This is a genomic window from Cytobacillus sp. FSL K6-0129 (assembly GCF_038007625.1).
Classification (GTDB): Bacteria; Bacillota; Bacilli; order Bacillales; family Cytobacillaceae; genus Cytobacillus; species Cytobacillus kochii.
Window position 1 is genome coordinate 4,378,918 of the sequence record NZ_JBBOXM010000001.1, and the last position, 16,050, is coordinate 4,394,967.

At 35.3% G+C, this 16,050-nt stretch carries 16 protein-coding genes; 10 read left to right on the forward strand and 6 right to left on the reverse strand.

Features of this window, described 5'->3' with window-relative positions; genetic code table 11:
- Positions 1–271: 271 nt before the first annotated feature.
- From MHI57_RS22285 to MHI57_RS22310, 6 genes are all read left to right on the forward strand, one after another.
- Complete coding sequence (locus MHI57_RS22285; RefSeq protein WP_322910050.1) at positions 272–1,495, forward strand: ABC transporter substrate-binding protein; 1,224 nt, start codon at positions 272–274, stop codon at positions 1,493–1,495.
- A 133-nt stretch (positions 1,496–1,628) separates the two neighbouring features.
- On the forward strand, positions 1,629–2,489 hold the full coding sequence (locus tag MHI57_RS22290) for a branched-chain amino acid ABC transporter permease (RefSeq protein ID WP_224935586.1): 861 nt from the start codon (positions 1,629–1,631) through the stop codon (positions 2,487–2,489).
- The gene (locus tag MHI57_RS22295) at positions 2,486–3,475 is read left to right on the forward strand and encodes a branched-chain amino acid ABC transporter permease (protein WP_322910052.1); all 990 of its coding nucleotides are present in this window, start codon (positions 2,486–2,488) and stop codon (positions 3,473–3,475) included. The genes MHI57_RS22290 and MHI57_RS22295 overlap by 4 nt, the downstream gene beginning before the upstream one ends.
- Positions 3,475–4,230: an ABC transporter ATP-binding protein gene (locus tag MHI57_RS22300; protein ID WP_095370061.1), complete on the forward strand. Its 756-nt coding sequence runs from the start codon at positions 3,475–3,477 to the stop codon at positions 4,228–4,230. The genes MHI57_RS22295 and MHI57_RS22300 overlap by 1 nt, the downstream gene beginning before the upstream one ends.
- A complete protein-coding gene (locus tag MHI57_RS22305; RefSeq protein WP_095370060.1) occupies positions 4,223–4,924 on the forward strand; it encodes an ABC transporter ATP-binding protein in 702 nt (233 codons plus the stop codon). The genes MHI57_RS22300 and MHI57_RS22305 overlap by 8 nt, the downstream gene beginning before the upstream one ends.
- Positions 4,925–5,200: 276 nt before the next feature.
- Positions 5,201–6,493 (forward strand): globin-coupled sensor protein, encoded by a 1,293-nt coding sequence (locus MHI57_RS22310; protein WP_095373500.1) that lies wholly within the window; start codon positions 5,201–5,203, stop codon positions 6,491–6,493.
- A gap of 86 nt (positions 6,494–6,579) precedes the next feature.
- Here MHI57_RS22310 and MHI57_RS22315 read toward each other — a convergent pair whose 3' ends face one another.
- The 4 genes from MHI57_RS22315 to MHI57_RS22330 all read right to left on the reverse strand — a co-directional run bounded on the left by MHI57_RS22315 (position 6,580) and on the right by MHI57_RS22330 (position 9,851).
- The gene (locus tag MHI57_RS22315) at positions 6,580–6,738 is read right to left on the reverse strand and encodes a hypothetical protein (protein WP_157733759.1); all 159 of its coding nucleotides are present in this window, start codon (positions 6,736–6,738) and stop codon (positions 6,580–6,582) included.
- 99 nt (positions 6,739–6,837) lie between these two features.
- Positions 6,838–8,187 (reverse strand): MFS transporter, encoded by a 1,350-nt coding sequence (locus tag MHI57_RS22320; RefSeq protein ID WP_340978205.1) that lies wholly within the window; start codon positions 8,185–8,187, stop codon positions 6,838–6,840.
- A gap of 3 nt (positions 8,188–8,190) precedes the next feature.
- A complete protein-coding gene (locus MHI57_RS22325) occupies positions 8,191–9,381 on the reverse strand; it encodes a hypothetical protein (RefSeq protein WP_340978206.1) in 1,191 nt (396 codons plus the stop codon).
- A gap of 2 nt (positions 9,382–9,383) precedes the next feature.
- Positions 9,384–9,851 (reverse strand): RNA polymerase sigma factor, encoded by a 468-nt coding sequence (locus tag MHI57_RS22330; RefSeq protein WP_233435280.1) that lies wholly within the window; start codon positions 9,849–9,851, stop codon positions 9,384–9,386.
- 551 nt (positions 9,852–10,402) lie between these two features.
- On the opposite strand from MHI57_RS22330, the gene MHI57_RS22335 reads away from it, so the two are divergent.
- The 4 genes from MHI57_RS22335 (at position 10,403) to MHI57_RS22350 (ending at position 14,647) form a co-directional block, all read left to right on the forward strand.
- Positions 10,403–11,128, forward strand: coding sequence for a (Fe-S)-binding protein (locus MHI57_RS22335; protein WP_095370057.1), 726 nt, complete (start codon positions 10,403–10,405; stop codon positions 11,126–11,128).
- Between the two features lie 10 nt (positions 11,129–11,138).
- A complete protein-coding gene (locus tag MHI57_RS22340; RefSeq protein WP_095370056.1) occupies positions 11,139–12,575 on the forward strand; it encodes a LutB/LldF family L-lactate oxidation iron-sulfur protein in 1,437 nt (478 codons plus the stop codon).
- On the forward strand, positions 12,565–13,275 hold the full coding sequence (locus tag MHI57_RS22345) for a LutC/YkgG family protein (RefSeq protein ID WP_340978209.1): 711 nt from the start codon (positions 12,565–12,567) through the stop codon (positions 13,273–13,275). Before MHI57_RS22340 ends, MHI57_RS22345 begins: the two co-directional genes overlap by 11 nt.
- Before the next feature lie 400 nt (positions 13,276–13,675).
- Entirely contained in the window at positions 13,676–14,647 is a 972-nt protein-coding gene (locus MHI57_RS22350; protein ID WP_095370054.1) for a proline dehydrogenase family protein, read from the forward strand.
- A 101-nt stretch (positions 14,648–14,748) separates the two neighbouring features.
- Here MHI57_RS22350 and MHI57_RS22355 read toward each other — a convergent pair whose 3' ends face one another.
- Positions 14,749–15,225 (reverse strand): glutathione peroxidase, encoded by a 477-nt coding sequence (locus MHI57_RS22355; protein WP_307318038.1) that lies wholly within the window; start codon positions 15,223–15,225, stop codon positions 14,749–14,751.
- 49 nt (positions 15,226–15,274) lie between these two features.
- On the reverse strand, positions 15,275–15,991 hold the full coding sequence (locus tag MHI57_RS22360; RefSeq protein WP_340978211.1) for a FadR/GntR family transcriptional regulator: 717 nt from the start codon (positions 15,989–15,991) through the stop codon (positions 15,275–15,277).
- Positions 15,992–16,050 lie beyond the last annotated feature (59 nt).

A 16,050-nucleotide genomic window follows, 5' to 3' on the forward strand; every position in this document is an offset into this window, starting at 1 on the left:
AAAATATACTGTTATTTTCTTTTGTTAAATAATAAAAAGTTATGGAAAAACAGATATCTATTAAAAATTAATGAGTATAAAGATTTACTAATAAAACTTTATTCTAAATATATTTAATTTATAAAAAATTTAGTCTTTTCATACAATTTCTTATCCACTATAATAAATGACAAGAAAACACTGCGACAACAGTGTTTTCTATTCGAAACAAAAATTCCGTAGTTGGTTTGGTTTAAAAGATCTGAAAATTTTGAATAAGGGGGAAGGGTAAATGAAGAAAAACAAAAGGGCGTTATTGGCTATTATGTTAGTTCTAAGTATGCTTCTAGCAGCTTGTGGGAGTGGTGGTGGACAAGCGTCAGGAGATGGTGAAGGTGAGTCAATTAAATTAGGTTTTACACTTGCTTTAACAGGCAATTTTGCTTTTATGGGTGAAGGGGTGAAAGAAGGGGTAGAGCTTTTCTTCGAAGAGAATGATTACAAAATTGGTGATAGACCGGTGGAATTATTTTTCGAGGATGATGCTGGAGATCCTCAAAAAGCCTTGAAGAACTATCAACAACTAACTCTGAATCAGGAAGTGGATTTCCTTGGAGGAGGTACAATTGGTAGTATTTCATATGCACTCACAGAAGCTGCTGAAAAAGATAAGCGTGTCCCAATTATTAATGTAGTCGGTTCAGGTAATAGCTTATCATGGGGAGACAAAAGTGATTATGTTTGGCGAATTGGTTTTTCCTCTCTCAATTATGCAGGCACATTAGGGGTTGATATGGCTGAAAATATTGGTAAAAAAGCAGTCGTTATTGCTTCTGACTATGTGGCTGGACATGAACAGGCGACTGACTTTTCTGCGAATTTTAAAGAGCATGGGGGAGAAGTGTTAGATATTCTTTGGGCACCTTCGGGTACTAGTGACTTTTCTTCTTATATTAATCAAATTAAACAGCATGATGCTGATGCTGTATTTATGTTTATACCAGGTGCGGACGGTCCGAGATTTGTGCAACAATTTAAGGAATTTGGATTAGCTAAGAATTACGCTCTTGTCGATGGTGGTTCTGTTTTGAATGCCCCATCAACAGTTGAAGCAGTTGGTGATGCAGTAGTTAATGGTTATACACTGTCTCATTATCATGTGGGTTTAGAAAATGAGTTAAACAAAAAGTTCGTTGATGATTATACCAAGAAGTATGATAAAGTGCCCGACAACTATGTTATTAACGGCTATGATACGGCCAAAGTGATGTCAGAATCAATTCAAAAAGCTGGTAGTACAGAAGTTGGCGATATTATTGAAACTTTAAAAGCTGGTTTGTCATTTGATAGCCCTCGTGGACCAATTGAGTTAGATCCAAAAACGAATCACCCAATCCAAAATCACTATATTTTAAAAGGTGCCGAGAAAGATGGAGAAATCGTCTTTGAACTCGTTCGTACGTATGAAAAAGTGCAAATGCCGGCAGAAGATCCTGGATACGAGAAAGCAAAATAAGATTTAAGAGGGACTCTTTACCTGTAAAAGAGTTGTAAGGGGAAAGGCATGATACTCCATCAATGCCTTTTCCAAAAAATATACAGAGGAAGTTATTTCTTCGTAGTTATTTATTCTGAAGGGAGTCGAACAAGTGGAATTTTTTATTGCTAACACCGTTTCAGGATTGGCGTATGCCATGTTGTTATTTTTAATGGCTGCAGGTCTCTCCATTATCTTTGGTTTAATGAAGATTATGAACCTTGCCCATGGATCTTTTTTTATACTCGCAGGATATGTTGCTTATTCGTTTTCTAGGAGCGGAATGAATTTTTGGTTATCGATGGTTTTGGCAGTCATTGTGATTTCCATTTTTGCTCTAATTATTGAAAAATTACTTATATCGAGAGTGCATGGAAGTGAAACTGATCAGGTGTTGCTAACTGTTGGTCTCGTTTTTGTACTCGGTGATTTAGCGTTATGGATTTGGGGAGGTAATTTTCTCTCTATCCCAGTACCAGCACTCTTTGACTATTCACTAGATTTTGTGGGAATGACATTCCCTGCTTATCGTCTATTTGTCATTGCTATGGGAATTCTGTTTGCTTTCGTTCTTTGGTATTTTGAGGCAAAGACAAGAGTAGGAATGATTGTGCGAGCAGGTGTAGATGATATGGAAATGGTATCAGCACTTGGGTTTAATGTGAAAATCATTTTTTCAGGGGTGTTTATCTTTGGTGCTGCTTTGGCTGCTTTCGGGGGTGTGTTAAGTGGACCTATACTTGGAATGTACCCGATGATGGAATGGGAGATTCTTGTTAATTCAATGATTGTCGTCATTATTGGTGGTTTAGGCAGTTGGAAAGGTGCTTTTATTGCTTCAATGATTGTTGGGTTTGTCGATATTTTCGGAAGAATTTATATGCCTACGTTTGCGATGGCTTTTATCTTCATATTAATGGTTGCAATTTTAATGGTTAAACCAACAGGTTTATTCGGAAGGGTGGAATCATGAAAAAAGCATTATTATCAACTATTCTTTTGCTTATCACTGTTTTAATTCTGCCTCACATCATTTCTCCATTTATGGTGTATTTATCAACAGAAATTCTTGTTTTCGCTATTTTTGCAATGAGTTTGGGTCTGATTATGGGTTTTGGAGGAATGCCATCATTAGGACATTGTGCACTATTCGGTTTAGGTGCTTACACCGTTGCTATTTTGAGTGAATATACAGCAAATATCTATTTACTTTTAGGTGCAGCTATACTAATTTCACTTTGTTTCTCACTCGTTACAGGTTATATTGCTATTCGTAATAAAGGGGTATTCTTCTTAATGATTACCTTAGCTTTTACTCAAGTCTTATTTTTAATTACTTCAAGAATGAAGTTCTGGGGTGGAAATGATGGCTATAGTGCAAGTTTGACAGCTAATTTTGGTTTTGGGGAGATTACTTCTAATATCGGTTTATTTTACATGATGGGATTTTTCTTTGTTCTTACTTATTTTCTCTTGAAACTTTTTGTTAATGCCCCAGCAGGCAAAGTGCTAAAAGGCATGATGGAGAATGAAGGCAGAATGATTGCTCTAGGCTATAACCCGAAGACTTATAAAATGTTTGCTTATTTAATTGCCGGTAGTATGGCAGGTTTAGCTGGAGGCTTATACATTTATAAAACACAATTTGTTTCTCCGGCACTGTTCAGTGTGCATATGGGTGCAGAAGTAATGATCATGGTTTTTATTGGTGGTATGGGTACGATTTTTGGTCCGGCATTAGGTGCTGGGGCATTTGTTTTCCTACAAAACTATATTAGTACGATGACAGATCGCTGGCCGCTTATCTTAGGATTATTATTCATAGCAATTGTTCTCTTAAAAAGAGGAGGGATATTGCATCTTCTCCAGTTTGTTGCGACATTTGGCTTAAAGTTATTTAAATCTTCTCGGAATGCTCCTGTAGATAAACATGTTAAAGGAAAGGAGCAAGCAAGCTGATGACATTATTGAAAATTGAAGACTTAAATAAATCATTTAAGGCATTGCATATCTTAAAAGGTGTCAATATCGAAGTAAATAAGGGAGAACGTCATGTGATTATAGGCCCCAATGGAGCTGGTAAAACAACTTTATTTAATTGTATTTATGGTACATTGCCATTATCTTCAGGAAAAGTTTATTTAGCGGGCAAGCGTATTGATCATATTCCTTCCTTTAAAAGAACCGAGAAGGGGATGGGGAGAACTTTTCAGAAGAATAATCTTTTTGAGGAATTAACAGTTGAAGAGAATGTACGTTTAGCGATTATGGGGAAAAAGAAATATCGACTCAATATGTTTAAGCCTATGCAAAATTATAATGATTTAGCAGAAGAGTGTCATAGATTACTAGAAGAGTGGGAAATGACAGAGCGCCGTACTGTATTGGTCAAAGAACTTTCCTATGGTGAACAACGTTTATTAGAAATTATTTTATCATTGAGTACAAATCCGGAAATTATACTCTTGGATGAACCGACCTCAGGAATGTCGCCAACAGAAACAAGTAGATTTGTTAAACTCATCAAAAAAATACCTGATCATATTACTTTGGTTATTATTGAACATGATATGGAAGTTGTGTTTAGTTTGGCTAATAAAATCACTGTCCTTCACCATGGGACAGCGATGATGACGGCTAGCCCTGAAGAAATTCGAGGAAATCAAATGATCCAAGAAATTTACTTTGGTGGAGGAGCGTTGAGTCATGATTGAGCTAAAGGAAGTACATTCATATTATGGTCATAGCCATATATTACACGGTGTTAATTTACAGGTGAAGAAGGGTCAGTGTGTTGCACTTCTTGGTAGAAATGGTGCTGGCAAAACAACAACGATTCATTCTATCGCTGGGCTAGTTGTTCCTAAGGAAGGCACCATCCAGTTTAAGGATAAAGAGCTTGTTGGTAGAACACCAAATCATATTTCTAAAGCTGGTGTTGGTCTTGTCCCTCAAGGGAGACGGGTTTTCCCCTCTTTAACGGTGAAAGAAAATTTGTTAATAGCTGAAAGAAAAAGTATATCTAGTGAAAAACAATGGACAATTGAAGAAGTTTATCAATTATTTCCGATATTAAAAGAACGTGAAGAGAATATGGGCAATGAATTATCAGGTGGGCAACAACAAATGCTAGCCATTGGCCGTGCGCTCTTACTTAATCCAGATTTCTTGTTAATGGACGAGCCATCTGAAGGACTTGCACCTGTTATTATTGAACAAATTAAAAATATCATTTTAGATGTCAAGAAAACAGGATTATCCATGCTAATCGTAGAACAAAATATTGATTTAGCCTGTTGTGTGGCAGATGAAGTGATTATTTTAAACAAGGGAGAAGTCGTTTGGCAAGGGCTTCCTGCTGAGCTATTGCATAATGATGAATTATTAAAAGTCCATTTAGGTGTATAAAGTACCGATGTATAATGAAATGGATTAAGTGTATCGAATCAATCACGAACAGTTCACATTTGAACTGTTTCGTGATTATTTTTATACTGTTTCAAATTACCTCCTACCTTATTTGAGCTTTTTACAATCGAAAATGTTCTCTCGTTTTAAAAGGACCTTTGAATAGAAAGTTGAATTTGATGGGTATTTATATTTATGAAAGAATATGGAATTATTTCAAAAACAACCGATATTAATAGTATAATTTACCTATTAAATCATTCGGGGGAAGCATTCATGAGTTTGTTTAAAAAAAGAACGAGTAAAAAGTTAAATGAAGAGGTTGAAGAAGGAAAGGGTGTATTGGACCTTGGTGACGCATCTAAGTTCACACGACAAATGGAATTAATTCATTTAAGTGAAACTGATTTAGGTCTCATAAACAAGATGCAGCCAATCATTCAAACGCACAGTGAACAATTAGTTAATCAATTCTATGATAATATTTACAAAGAGCAATCACTTATTGAAATTATTGAAGATTATAGTACGGTAGAGCGTTTAAAAGGAACATTGAGGGTACATATTGAAGAAATGTTTGCCGGTATAATAAATGAAGAGTATGTGGCGAAGCGGTTACGGATTGCCCATGTACATGTGAAAATAGGCTTACAAACAAAATGGTATATGTCTGCTTTCCAAGGATTATTATTATCGATTATCCAGCTTGTAGAAAAGATGGAACTTACTTCGCGTGATTGCTGTCTTCTAATTGCTGCCGTAACGAAAATTTTTAGCTTTGAACAACAGCTGGTCTTAGAGGCTTATGATACAGAAATAGAGACTTTAAAAGCAAGAGAAGAAGATAAGAAACAAGAAATAAGGGGAAATGTAGCAACAGAAACAGAAACCCTTGCAGCCATTTCTGAGGAAACTAACGCATCTTTCCAAGAATTAATTGCTCAAGCAGAAGAAGTAGTCGAGCATGCTGAGAAGGGGCAAGATTTTTCTCTAAAAGCGAAGGAGTATGCTGAAAACGGCAAGCAATTTATCAATGAACAAGGTGAATTAATGTTGACGATTGTCGACTCTGTTGCAGAAATTAAACAAGATGTTAAAAGTTTATTGTATGTAATGGATGAAATGCATGAAATTACTACAATTGTAACGGATATATCGAGTCAGACGAATTTATTATCCCTCAATGCTGCTATTGAGGCCGCTAGAGCAGGCGAACATGGACGTGGGTTTTCGGTAGTGGCAGAGGAAGTGAGAAAACTTTCGGATCAAACAAGATCGTCTGTAGAAAATGTCTCACAATTAATCGCTAATACAAATGGACAAATCGATAAATTAAGTGAATCACTTCAAGAAGTAAGTAATACAGTCCAAAACGGTCAATCTCATATGAAGGCGACGGAAGAACATTTTGAATATATTGTTGGTACAATGAAAGATACGATGCAACAGAATCAAAAGATTATGGAAGAAATCGATGGAATTGTTAACGTAGTCCATCTTTTAGGAAAAGGGTTTGAAGAGGTAGCGTTTACAGCAGAGAATTTAACCTCAATTGCTCAAGATATGTGATGATTAGAAAGAATCTTTAATGGGTAAATGAAAAGGTATGCTAAATTTTTTATAAAAATGAGGACAGAAGTGTTGTTCAATCCAGTCTAACTTTTTATCTTAAACTGTACAACACTTTCTATCAATAGAATCTGCTCAGCTATTTGGTCCTTTGTCTTTCTTTGATGTTTGGGTGTTTTTTGTAGGAGTTTTTTTAAATAGTATAAATCACGAAGAAAAAGAAGTTGTTCCGCTGTTGTTAACATGATCAACACTCCTATTTATTTCTGTCCTACTTATTTACCCATTTGTGTAAAAATCAAACAAAATTTATTTAAGTAAAAGCTAGGTACACATAGTTGTACCTAGCTTTTATTACTTTTAACAAATGTGTAAATAGCTGTCTTTTTATTCATGAGAAAAGGTAAAAAAGTTAAAATAATAAGAGATAAGCCACTTACTAAGAATATATTTTGAATCCCAAAAAGGTGAATAAGATAGGCTCCCCCAAGAGGAGAGATGAAAATCGTCGAACTTGTTAATGACTGATAAATACCAGCAATGGAACTCACTTCGTCTTCCTGTGGAATTGTTTGTATACAATAGTTAGTAATAATAATAGAAATGCCAGTTCCTATTCCGCACAAGACACCAAGGAGGAGAATATAGCTAAGGGAAAAGCCCTTTTCTAAAAAACCAAGGCCAGTAAACCCTAAACCAAGACTAAGAAGGGCTAAACTAAGCCATCTCTCTAAGCGCACAAACCTTTCTTTTTTACTAATGATATAGATTGTTAATACTGAACCGCATCCAATGCTTGCAATCAATAGTGTCATATATGCAGGTTTTGTTGGCGCAACTAGTTGAAATAGCGCAGGGAATTGTGCTTCAACTAATTGGATAATGAACATTCCTACTATATTTAATGATAAGACAATCATTAAAGTTGGAGCACGATATAAACTTTTCCAACTGTTTTTCCATTGATTTAAAAATGTATTGTCAACTGTTTCACGCGGTGATTGTGTATACTTTGCTTTTGTTTGTATGATTTTTCTTAAAGAAAATAATAAACAAGCAGAAATCATAAAAGCGAATGCGTTAAATAGTAGTAAATGTTTTGCAGGTAATAAGGTGAGTAATGCACCACCTATTAATGGTGCAATGATTTTTGCTGCTTGATTCACACCTCCATTCCAAGAAACGGCCTTTAGTTTTAAATGAGCTGGAATGAGCTCATGAACTAAACCTTGTTGAGCAGGAAAGTGAACAGTACCGACAAAAGATCGAAGTGCCAATAAAATGAGTGCTAACCAAGGAGTGTTTGCAAAGAATAAGAAAATTGTAAAGAAAACCGTTACTAAATCAGCACATCCCATAAGGATAATTTTATTGCGCTTTTGTACAAAGATGCCAGAAAATTGAGAAAATAAAACTTGTGGTAAAGCATAAGCAATGGGTATGAAAGCAAGTAGAAAAGAACTCGTTTGCCATACATATCCAAATAGGACCATAATTGCTACCATATCAAACCATTGACCAATCATTGATAGACAATAAGAGATAAATAACCTACTGTATCCTCTGATTTCCCATATGGAACGCGCAACTTCTTGTGGTTGCCATGATGAAGGGAACTGCCGAGTGCGAGTTTCCACTGTACTCAGCAATTCTTCTATTTTGATTTTCGCTATTTCAAGAGTATAATGATCCATGGTTTATAAAACAAGTTCGCCAATATTAGTTGCTATTTGCTCATCATGATCTTGTAAAACATGTATTTCACCTTTAAAAGATTGACTGACCTTTTTCTTTAATATCACTTTTGTTGTTTCATCTACAACTAAAATATCCCCTGCTAAAATAATTTCTGAGATATGGTCAATATCTGCATGAGTTAACGTGTCATTTATTGTTAGTTGATCTTGTATGATTATTGTTGTTTGTGGATCTAACTGCTTAAAGTTAGTCGAAAACCATGTCTCCTCTTTTACTGCTATATAGTTTTTAACATAAACAAAAACTTCATTTTCGAGATTGGCTAATTTTTCAAAAAGAATATCTTCTGTACCTTCTGGGCACAAGATATAAGATAAAGAATGAATAGAAGAGAATGCTTCATTCAATCCTTCTCTAGTTATAGTTGAATCAATAAATATAGGTTTAGTTGTATAAATCGATTGTTGTTTATATCTCTTAATATTATGTTTATTTAAATGGGTTTGAGTTGAGAGTACTTGATAGCCTTTTGGGATAATGTTTTGGTTACCGTTAATACTTAATTTTCCTAAGATTAAAGGTTGTTGAAAATCATAATAACGAATCGTACCGTTAATATCTAACCTCGCGATCTTTTCCTTCAATAATGTTAAATCAACATGCTCATCAATTGTTATTATCCCGTTTACTAATAGATTTGTGCCTTCACGTAACCCTTCTAAATATCCTGTTGTTAAATGAAGGTTTCCATTTTCTAATTTAGGTTCTGGCCCTTCATAACTGACTAATGTACCATTTGTTGTTAATAATTTGGATTGAATAGCGCCGTTCAAGTGAGATGGAGAGTAGATGATACCGTTGACAATAAATGTGATGTTTTTTTGCAGAAGTTCTTCTAGTGTGACATCTACATTCACAATGACTGCTCCATTGATAAACACCGTTTCATTGTCACCTACAATTTTTAAATAAGCAGAATCAACCTTGTAGACACCGTTAGCCATTTTCACATTCTTCTCTACCATAATGGTTTGGCCAATATTTTTTACATTTAATTTTGGCACGAGGTATGCATTCTTTTGTGAATAGACGAGTAACCCTACATTATTAATCTTTTCTATTTCTTGAATGCTTTCCTCAGTTGCTTGGATAAGATTTAAAACCCCGACATTACTATATTTTTTTCCCATTATTATTGTTCCTCCTCTAAGATCTTTCGTAGTTTTTTCATTGCTTTTGCTAAATGATACCTAACAGTTGAAGCTGATAAACCAAGCTTTATAGCAATTTCATCACTTTTTAAACCAATCCAGTATTTTTTGAAAATGATATCACTTTCAATAGCTGATAATTGACTAAGTAACTCTACCGTTTCAATTGAGGTTTTCATAAAGGTAGGTAAAATTACTTCTTCATTTTGGTCAATATTCATTTCTCGTTTGAATTTTCTCCGCTGATCAATCAATTGATTTTTCATGACACGGTAAAACCAAGCTTTTTGCTTATATTTTGGCCAAGAAGACAAATCATCTAAATGCATGGCCTTTTCTAAAGCTTGTTGGATCAAATCCTGTGCTTCATGCTCATCATAAGCAATAGACGAAGCAAATTTATATAAATCATCCCGCAATGATATATAAATAGATTGCAATACAATCACCTTTATTCCATGGAAAAGTAGTTTTTCTTCTCAGCTTCATATAGATAACGAAATAGATGCTACAAATGTTGGTGGAGTATAAAAAAATTTTGAGAAAAGTGCAATTTCAAACAACAGATTTAGAAAAATGGCCTCAGCAACAATGTGAAATATAGGCATTTCATAAGAAGTGAATAGGATAATGTATGGCTCACTCACTCTAGCTGAAATGCTGGCACGCTTCCCGTAGAATCCACGTAACTGCAGGATTATCTCTGTCTTTCTCAACTGGAAAGTACAAAATGAAAGCTTTAGAAAAATGGGTTTTGCCGGTCTCCCTTCATTTTGTACATTCCTAAGTAATGAATGATATACATCGTTCTCTTCACCTTTACAATGGCTCCTTCATCTAGCTTACCATTGGAAACGTTCTTTTTACCTTAAAAGATACATCTTTTATTCGTCTTATGAATAGAACGTATTAATATTTAGAATTTAATAAATATACAAACAATGGTACGATAGATAGTAGTTATCTGATTATTTATTAGCGCGATAAGGGGGTTTTTAAGATGAAGGTTTCACTTTTTGCTACCTGTTTAGTCGATATGTTTAACAGTAAAGCAGGGGTAGCAACTGTAGAATTATTAGAAAGGCTTGGCTGTGAGGTGGATTTTCCTGAAAATCAAGTATGTTGTGGTCAACCATCTTACAATAGTGGTTACGTAAAAGAATCAAGGGATGCAATGAAAAGGATGATAGAAACCTTTAGTCATTCTGAATATGTAGTTTGTCCATCTGGTTCATGTGCCTATATGTTTCATGAATATGAGCATATATTTAAAGACGATCCACATTGGGGGCCACAAGCGAAAAAATTAGCTAAAAAAACGTATGAATTAACAGAGTTTATCGTTGATGTGTTAAAAGTTGAGGATGTAGGCGCAAGCTATCAGGCGAAAGCTACTTATCACACTTCCTGTCATATGACACGATTGTTAGGTGTAAAAGAAGCGCCGATGAAATTATTATCACATGTAAAGGGATTAGAGTTTACAGAATTGCCAAATAAAAGTCAATGCTGTGGATTTGGTGGAACATTTTCTGTAAAGATGGGGGCCATCTCAGAGCAAATGGTAGATGAAAAAGTAGCCCATATTAATGAAACAGGAGCAGAGCTTTTAATTGGCGCTGACGGTGGCTGTTTAATGAATATTGGCGGTCGAATTGATAGAGTGGGCGAACCAGTGAAAGTGATGCATATTGCTGAAGTATTAAATAGTAGAACAGAAAGATAGGGTGATTGATATGCCAATGAGGATTGGAAATGAGCAATTTACTGATCGAGTAGCGTCTGGTTTAGAAAATCGCTTTATGAGAGGGGCGGTTTCAGGGGCGCAAGATCGCTTGGAAGTGCGTAGACAGGATGCAGCAAATGAATTAGGCGATTGGGAAGAATGGCGAGCACATGGGGAAGAAATTAGACAACATGTATTAGAAAATCTAGATTATTATCTGTTTCAACTAAGTGAAAATGTAGAAAAGTTAGGTGGACATGTTTTTTTCGCGCAAACACCAGAAGAGGCTAATGATTACATTAAAGGTGTAATTAAGAAGAAAAATGCTAAGAAAGTAGTAAAGTCGAAGTCAATGGTGACAGAAGAAATCGATCTCAATCATCATTTGGAATCGGTTGGGTGTGAGGTCATTGAAACAGATCTAGGTGAATATATTTTGCAAATCGATGATCATGACCTTCCATCACATATTGTTGCTCCAGCACTACACAAAAATAAAGAACAAGTAAGAGATGTGTTTACCAGGAAATTAGGTTACCAGGGGACAGATAGACCGGAGGAATTAACACAACATGCTAGGAAAATGCTAAGAAATGAATATTTAACAGCAGATATAGGTATAACTGGATGTAATTTTGCCGTCGCTGAAACAGGTTCAATCTGCCTCGTAACGAATGAAGGAAATGCCGACTTATCAACTTCTTTGCCCGATACACAAATAACTGTTATGGGAATGGAGAGACTTGTGCCATCGTTTACAGAATTAGAAGTATTAGTAGGAATGCTTTCTCGTAGTGCAGTCGGACAGAAATTACCAAGTTATGTTACCGTTTTAAGTGGCCCAAAAGAAGAGGGAGCAGTGGATGGCCCAGAAGAGTTTCATTTAGTTATTGTTGATAATGGTCGTTCAAATATTTTAGGTGGAGAATTCCAATCGATCCTCCAATGTATACGTTGTGCCGCTTGTGTAAATGTATGTCCCGTTTACCGTCATGTAGGCGGACATTCATACGGTTCTATCTACTCAGGTCCAGTTGGTGCAGTACTTTCTCCATTACTCGGTGGTTATGAAGAATATAAAGAACTTCCTTATGCTTCCACATTGTGCGGGGCGTGTACTGAGGTTTGTCCGGTGAAAATACCATTGCATGACCTTCTTCATAAACATAGGCAAGTCATTGTTGAAAAAGAAGGAAAAGCCCCCATTTCTGAAAAGTTAGCGATGAAAGCTTTTGGTCTTGGAGCAGCTTCTCCTGCTTTATATAAAATGGGTGGGAAATTTGCCTCAAAGGCTGTTGGGCCATTTTCTGATGGGACAAAGCTAACAAAAGGTGTCGGTCCATTAAAGGCGTGGACGGAAATCCGTGATTTTCCTGCTCCGCAAAAGGAAAGATTCCGTGACTGGTTTAAACAAAGGGGCAAGGAGGAAAAGAATCATGGCGATTGAAAATAGAGATATATTTCTTAAGAAAATTGCAACACGATTAGGAAAAGAAGAAGTGAGGAAGAAGATAGAAAAACCCGAGTGGAAATATGCCCCACAAAAGCGGGTGTTAAAGGGGGCATCGCAGTCCGAATTAATTTCGGTCTTAAAGAACCAATGCAAATTAATTCACACGGACTTGATTGAAACAAATCTATCAAACTTGCCGCAAACATTAGAAGACCGAGTGTCAGATTACGGCGGTGAATCCATCGTAACTTGGCGTGATAGTAGATTAAAAGCATGGGGAGTAACAGCCAAGCTTGATGAATTGCATAAGCAAGGGGTAGCGTACTATGAATGGAATCATGAAGTTGAAGTAGAAAATATAGCAATAGCTGAAAAAGCAAACATCGGATTAACGATTAGCGAGATTACCCTTGCAGAATCGGGAACTGTCGTATTATTTAGTGATAAACACAAAGGCAGGACAGTCAGCTTCTTACCGGAAAAATCAATTATACTTGTACCTAGAAGTTCTATCGTACCGAGAATGACACAAGCAGCTGCCTATATCCGGGAAAAAATAAAAGAAACAGGAGTAATTCCTAGTTGTATTAACTTTATAACTGGACCAAGTAATTCTGCTGATATTGAAATGAACTTAGTCGTCGGTGTACATGGACCCATAAATGCAACATATATTATTATCTCTGATTTATAAGGTTACTGAGGAACAAGGGAATATGCGAAATGAGAATCCGAACAAATACTAGGGAATAGTGTTTGTTCGTTTTTTTTATGGAATTGATCATTTTTCTTCATTCGGTTGTTTGTTATGATTTTCGTCAATGCGCTTCCCTAGATTTCGTCCCACGCAATTATCATACATAAATACAACTATTAGAAATGGACATATTTTTATCTTCTTTTCCGCCTTTATTTATTTTTTAAATATAATTTTTTGGTTTGTTTCCTTTCTTTTAGTGGTACAGTTATTTTAAAGAAAGAAATCATTGTTTCTTCTTAAATATAGGAAAAAAATAATTATTCGCAAAATAATTTTTATTGCTAATTTATGATATAATGACCATGTAAAAATTAATAGACAAGGAGTAATCGCTATGCTGAAAGATCTATTTATAGGCTTATCTCAAAATCAATTTTTAAATAGTGCAGCAAAAAAATATGGTTTAAAACTGGGTGCTCAAAGTGTCGTTGCGGGTACAAATATTGAAGAAGCGATTGTTAAGATTAAAGAATTAAATGCCCATGGTATCGCATGTACAGTCGATAATCTAGGGGAATTTGTTAATCAAAAAGAGGATGCGACTGCAGCAAAAGAACAAATCTTAGCAGTTGTTGAAGCGATTCATGAGCATGAAGTCGATGCTCATATTTCGTTAAAACCATCTCAATTAGGTTTAGACATTGATTACTCCTTTTGTTTGGAGAACTTAAAAGAAATAGTAAGTAAGGCTCATGAATATGGCATCTTTATCAATTTTGATATGGAGGATCATGGCCGTTTACAACCTTCATTTGATTTATTGGATGAATTATCAAAAAGTTATGATAATATAGGGACTGTTATCCAGGCCTATTTTTATAGAGCAATAGAAGATATAGAAAAATATAAAAATTATCGTTTGCGTATTGTAAAAGGTGCATATAAAGAACCAGCTGAAGTTGCTTATACTGCGAAGGAAGAGATTGATAGCAACTATATTAAACTAATAGAATATCATTTGTTACATGGTAAATTCACGTCGATTGCAACACATGATCATCATGTAATTAATCATGTGAAGAAATTTGTAAAGGAACATGATATTCCAAATGATCAATTTGAATTCCAGATGTTATATGGATTCAGGAAAGAAATGCAATTAGAGCTTGCGAAAGAAGGCTACAACTTTACCACATATATTCCGTTTGGTGATGACTGGTACGGTTATTACATGCGACGTCTCGCAGAAAGACCACAAAACATCAATCTCGTTGCAAAACAAGTATTTAATAAAAAGACAAATACTATTCTTGGCGTTGCTGCTGGTGCATTCTTACTCGGTAGATTATCTAAAAAGAAAAAATAAACTGATATAATAAAAGGTTCCGAATGGGGGCCTTTTTTTGATCATAGAAAATAGAACATAAGGAAACTCCTATATTTAATAGGGGAATCCTTATGTTAATTTTAGAGCAATTTTTCAATGTCACTCGTTAATTTTTCCGGTTCGGTTGTTGGTGCGTATCTGTCGTATACTTCCCCATTCCGGTCAATAAGAAACTTGGTGAAATTCCATTTAATATTCTTTGAAAGTACACCTTTCTTCTCTTCTTTTAAATAAGAAAACAGTGGTTCTGTGTTATCACCGTTTACATCTATCTTTGCAAACATTGGAAAGGAGACACCATAATTCACTTGACAAAACTCTGTTGTTTCATCGATATTAGCGAATTCCTGGTTGTTAAATTGAGCACATGGAAAACCAAGGATGACAAAGCCTTTATCTTTATATTTTTCATATAGCTCTTGCAATCCTTCAAACTGAGGAGTAAGGCCGCACTTACTGGCAGTATTAACGATTAGGATTACTTTTCCTGCAAAATCTTTTAACTGTTCTGTATGACCATTTGTTTTTTTTACTTCAAAGTCATAAATAGTTTTCATTATTATTCCTCCAAACATCAAGTAGGTTTATTTTAGCCGACTTTATTATTTATAAGTAGGATTCTGCTTGTTCATTGAAAAGCATTGATTCGCTTAATTCTTTTCTTACCCTATTAATATGGTTACTCATTAATTGCCGCGCTTCATTCCCATTTCCTGATGCAATTGCTAAATAAATATCACGGTGCTCTTCCATAGTAGATTTTTCCCGTTTATTGTCTTCTGCAAACCGGTTTGACCTCGTTACTTTTATAGTATTTTTCATATGTTCAGTAAGGTTATTCATAAGTTTGATAAATATAGAATGGTGTGACGCATAAACGATATGTAAGTGAAATTGAAAATCCGCGTGGATGCCGTCTTCGGGCGTGGATGCCGTTTCCATCGCTAAAAGCGAATGGCGGATATTGGCTATATCTGTTGATGTCGCTCTAGATGATGCCAAACCAGCACACTCCACTTCTAAAACTTTTCGTAAATCTAACATTTCATATATATTTGTCTTCGGATTAGCAGAAAGGATAGGTGCTTCAGAAGTTAAACAATCAACTGATCTAATGTATGTTCCACTACCTTGCCGAATCTCTAAGACACCTTTCATTTCTAAAATTTTCAATGCTTCTCTAATTGATGTTCTGCTAGAGGAAAAGAGAGTTGCAAGTACTCTTTCAGGGGGGAGGCGATCTCCTGATGATAGTTGTTGATTGATAATATATCCTTCTAATTGTTCTGTAATAATCATATGTATTTTTTTCTTTTGCGACATGATTTCCACTCCCTTTCATATCATCATACAAAAAAAGGGAAAATGCAGCAATTTTAAAT

What these genes read in the sequence shown, in the direction of transcription:
- MHI57_RS22285 (WP_322910050.1), top strand. Translation starts at nt 272, where the DNA reads ATGAAGAAAAACAAAAGGGCGTTATTGGCTATTATGTTAGTTCTAAGT.
- MHI57_RS22295 (WP_322910052.1), top strand. Translation starts at nt 2,486, where the DNA reads ATGAAAAAAGCATTATTATCAACTATTCTTTTGCTTATCACTGTTTTA.
- MHI57_RS22300 (WP_095370061.1), top strand. Translation starts at nt 3,475, where the DNA reads ATGACATTATTGAAAATTGAAGACTTAAATAAATCATTTAAGGCATTG.
- MHI57_RS22305 (WP_095370060.1), top strand. Translation starts at nt 4,223, where the DNA reads ATGATTGAGCTAAAGGAAGTACATTCATATTATGGTCATAGCCATATA.
- MHI57_RS22310 (WP_095373500.1), top strand. Translation starts at nt 5,201, where the DNA reads ATGAGTTTGTTTAAAAAAAGAACGAGTAAAAAGTTAAATGAAGAGGTT.
- MHI57_RS22315 (WP_157733759.1), bottom strand. Translation starts at nt 6,738, where the DNA reads ATGTTAACAACAGCGGAACAACTTCTTTTTCTTCGTGATTTATACTAT.
- MHI57_RS22320 (WP_340978205.1), bottom strand. Translation starts at nt 8,187, where the DNA reads ATGGATCATTATACTCTTGAAATAGCGAAAATCAAAATAGAAGAATTG.
- MHI57_RS22325 (WP_340978206.1), bottom strand. Translation starts at nt 9,381, where the DNA reads ATGGGAAAAAAATATAGTAATGTCGGGGTTTTAAATCTTATCCAAGCA.
- MHI57_RS22335 (WP_095370057.1), top strand. Translation starts at nt 10,403, where the DNA reads ATGAAGGTTTCACTTTTTGCTACCTGTTTAGTCGATATGTTTAACAGT.
- MHI57_RS22340 (WP_095370056.1), top strand. Translation starts at nt 11,139, where the DNA reads ATGCCAATGAGGATTGGAAATGAGCAATTTACTGATCGAGTAGCGTCT.
- MHI57_RS22345 (WP_340978209.1), top strand. Translation starts at nt 12,565, where the DNA reads ATGGCGATTGAAAATAGAGATATATTTCTTAAGAAAATTGCAACACGA.
- MHI57_RS22350 (WP_095370054.1), top strand. Translation starts at nt 13,676, where the DNA reads ATGCTGAAAGATCTATTTATAGGCTTATCTCAAAATCAATTTTTAAAT.
- MHI57_RS22355 (WP_307318038.1), bottom strand. Translation starts at nt 15,225, where the DNA reads ATGAAAACTATTTATGACTTTGAAGTAAAAAAAACAAATGGTCATACA.
- MHI57_RS22360 (WP_340978211.1), bottom strand. Translation starts at nt 15,991, where the DNA reads ATGTCGCAAAAGAAAAAAATACATATGATTATTACAGAACAATTAGAA.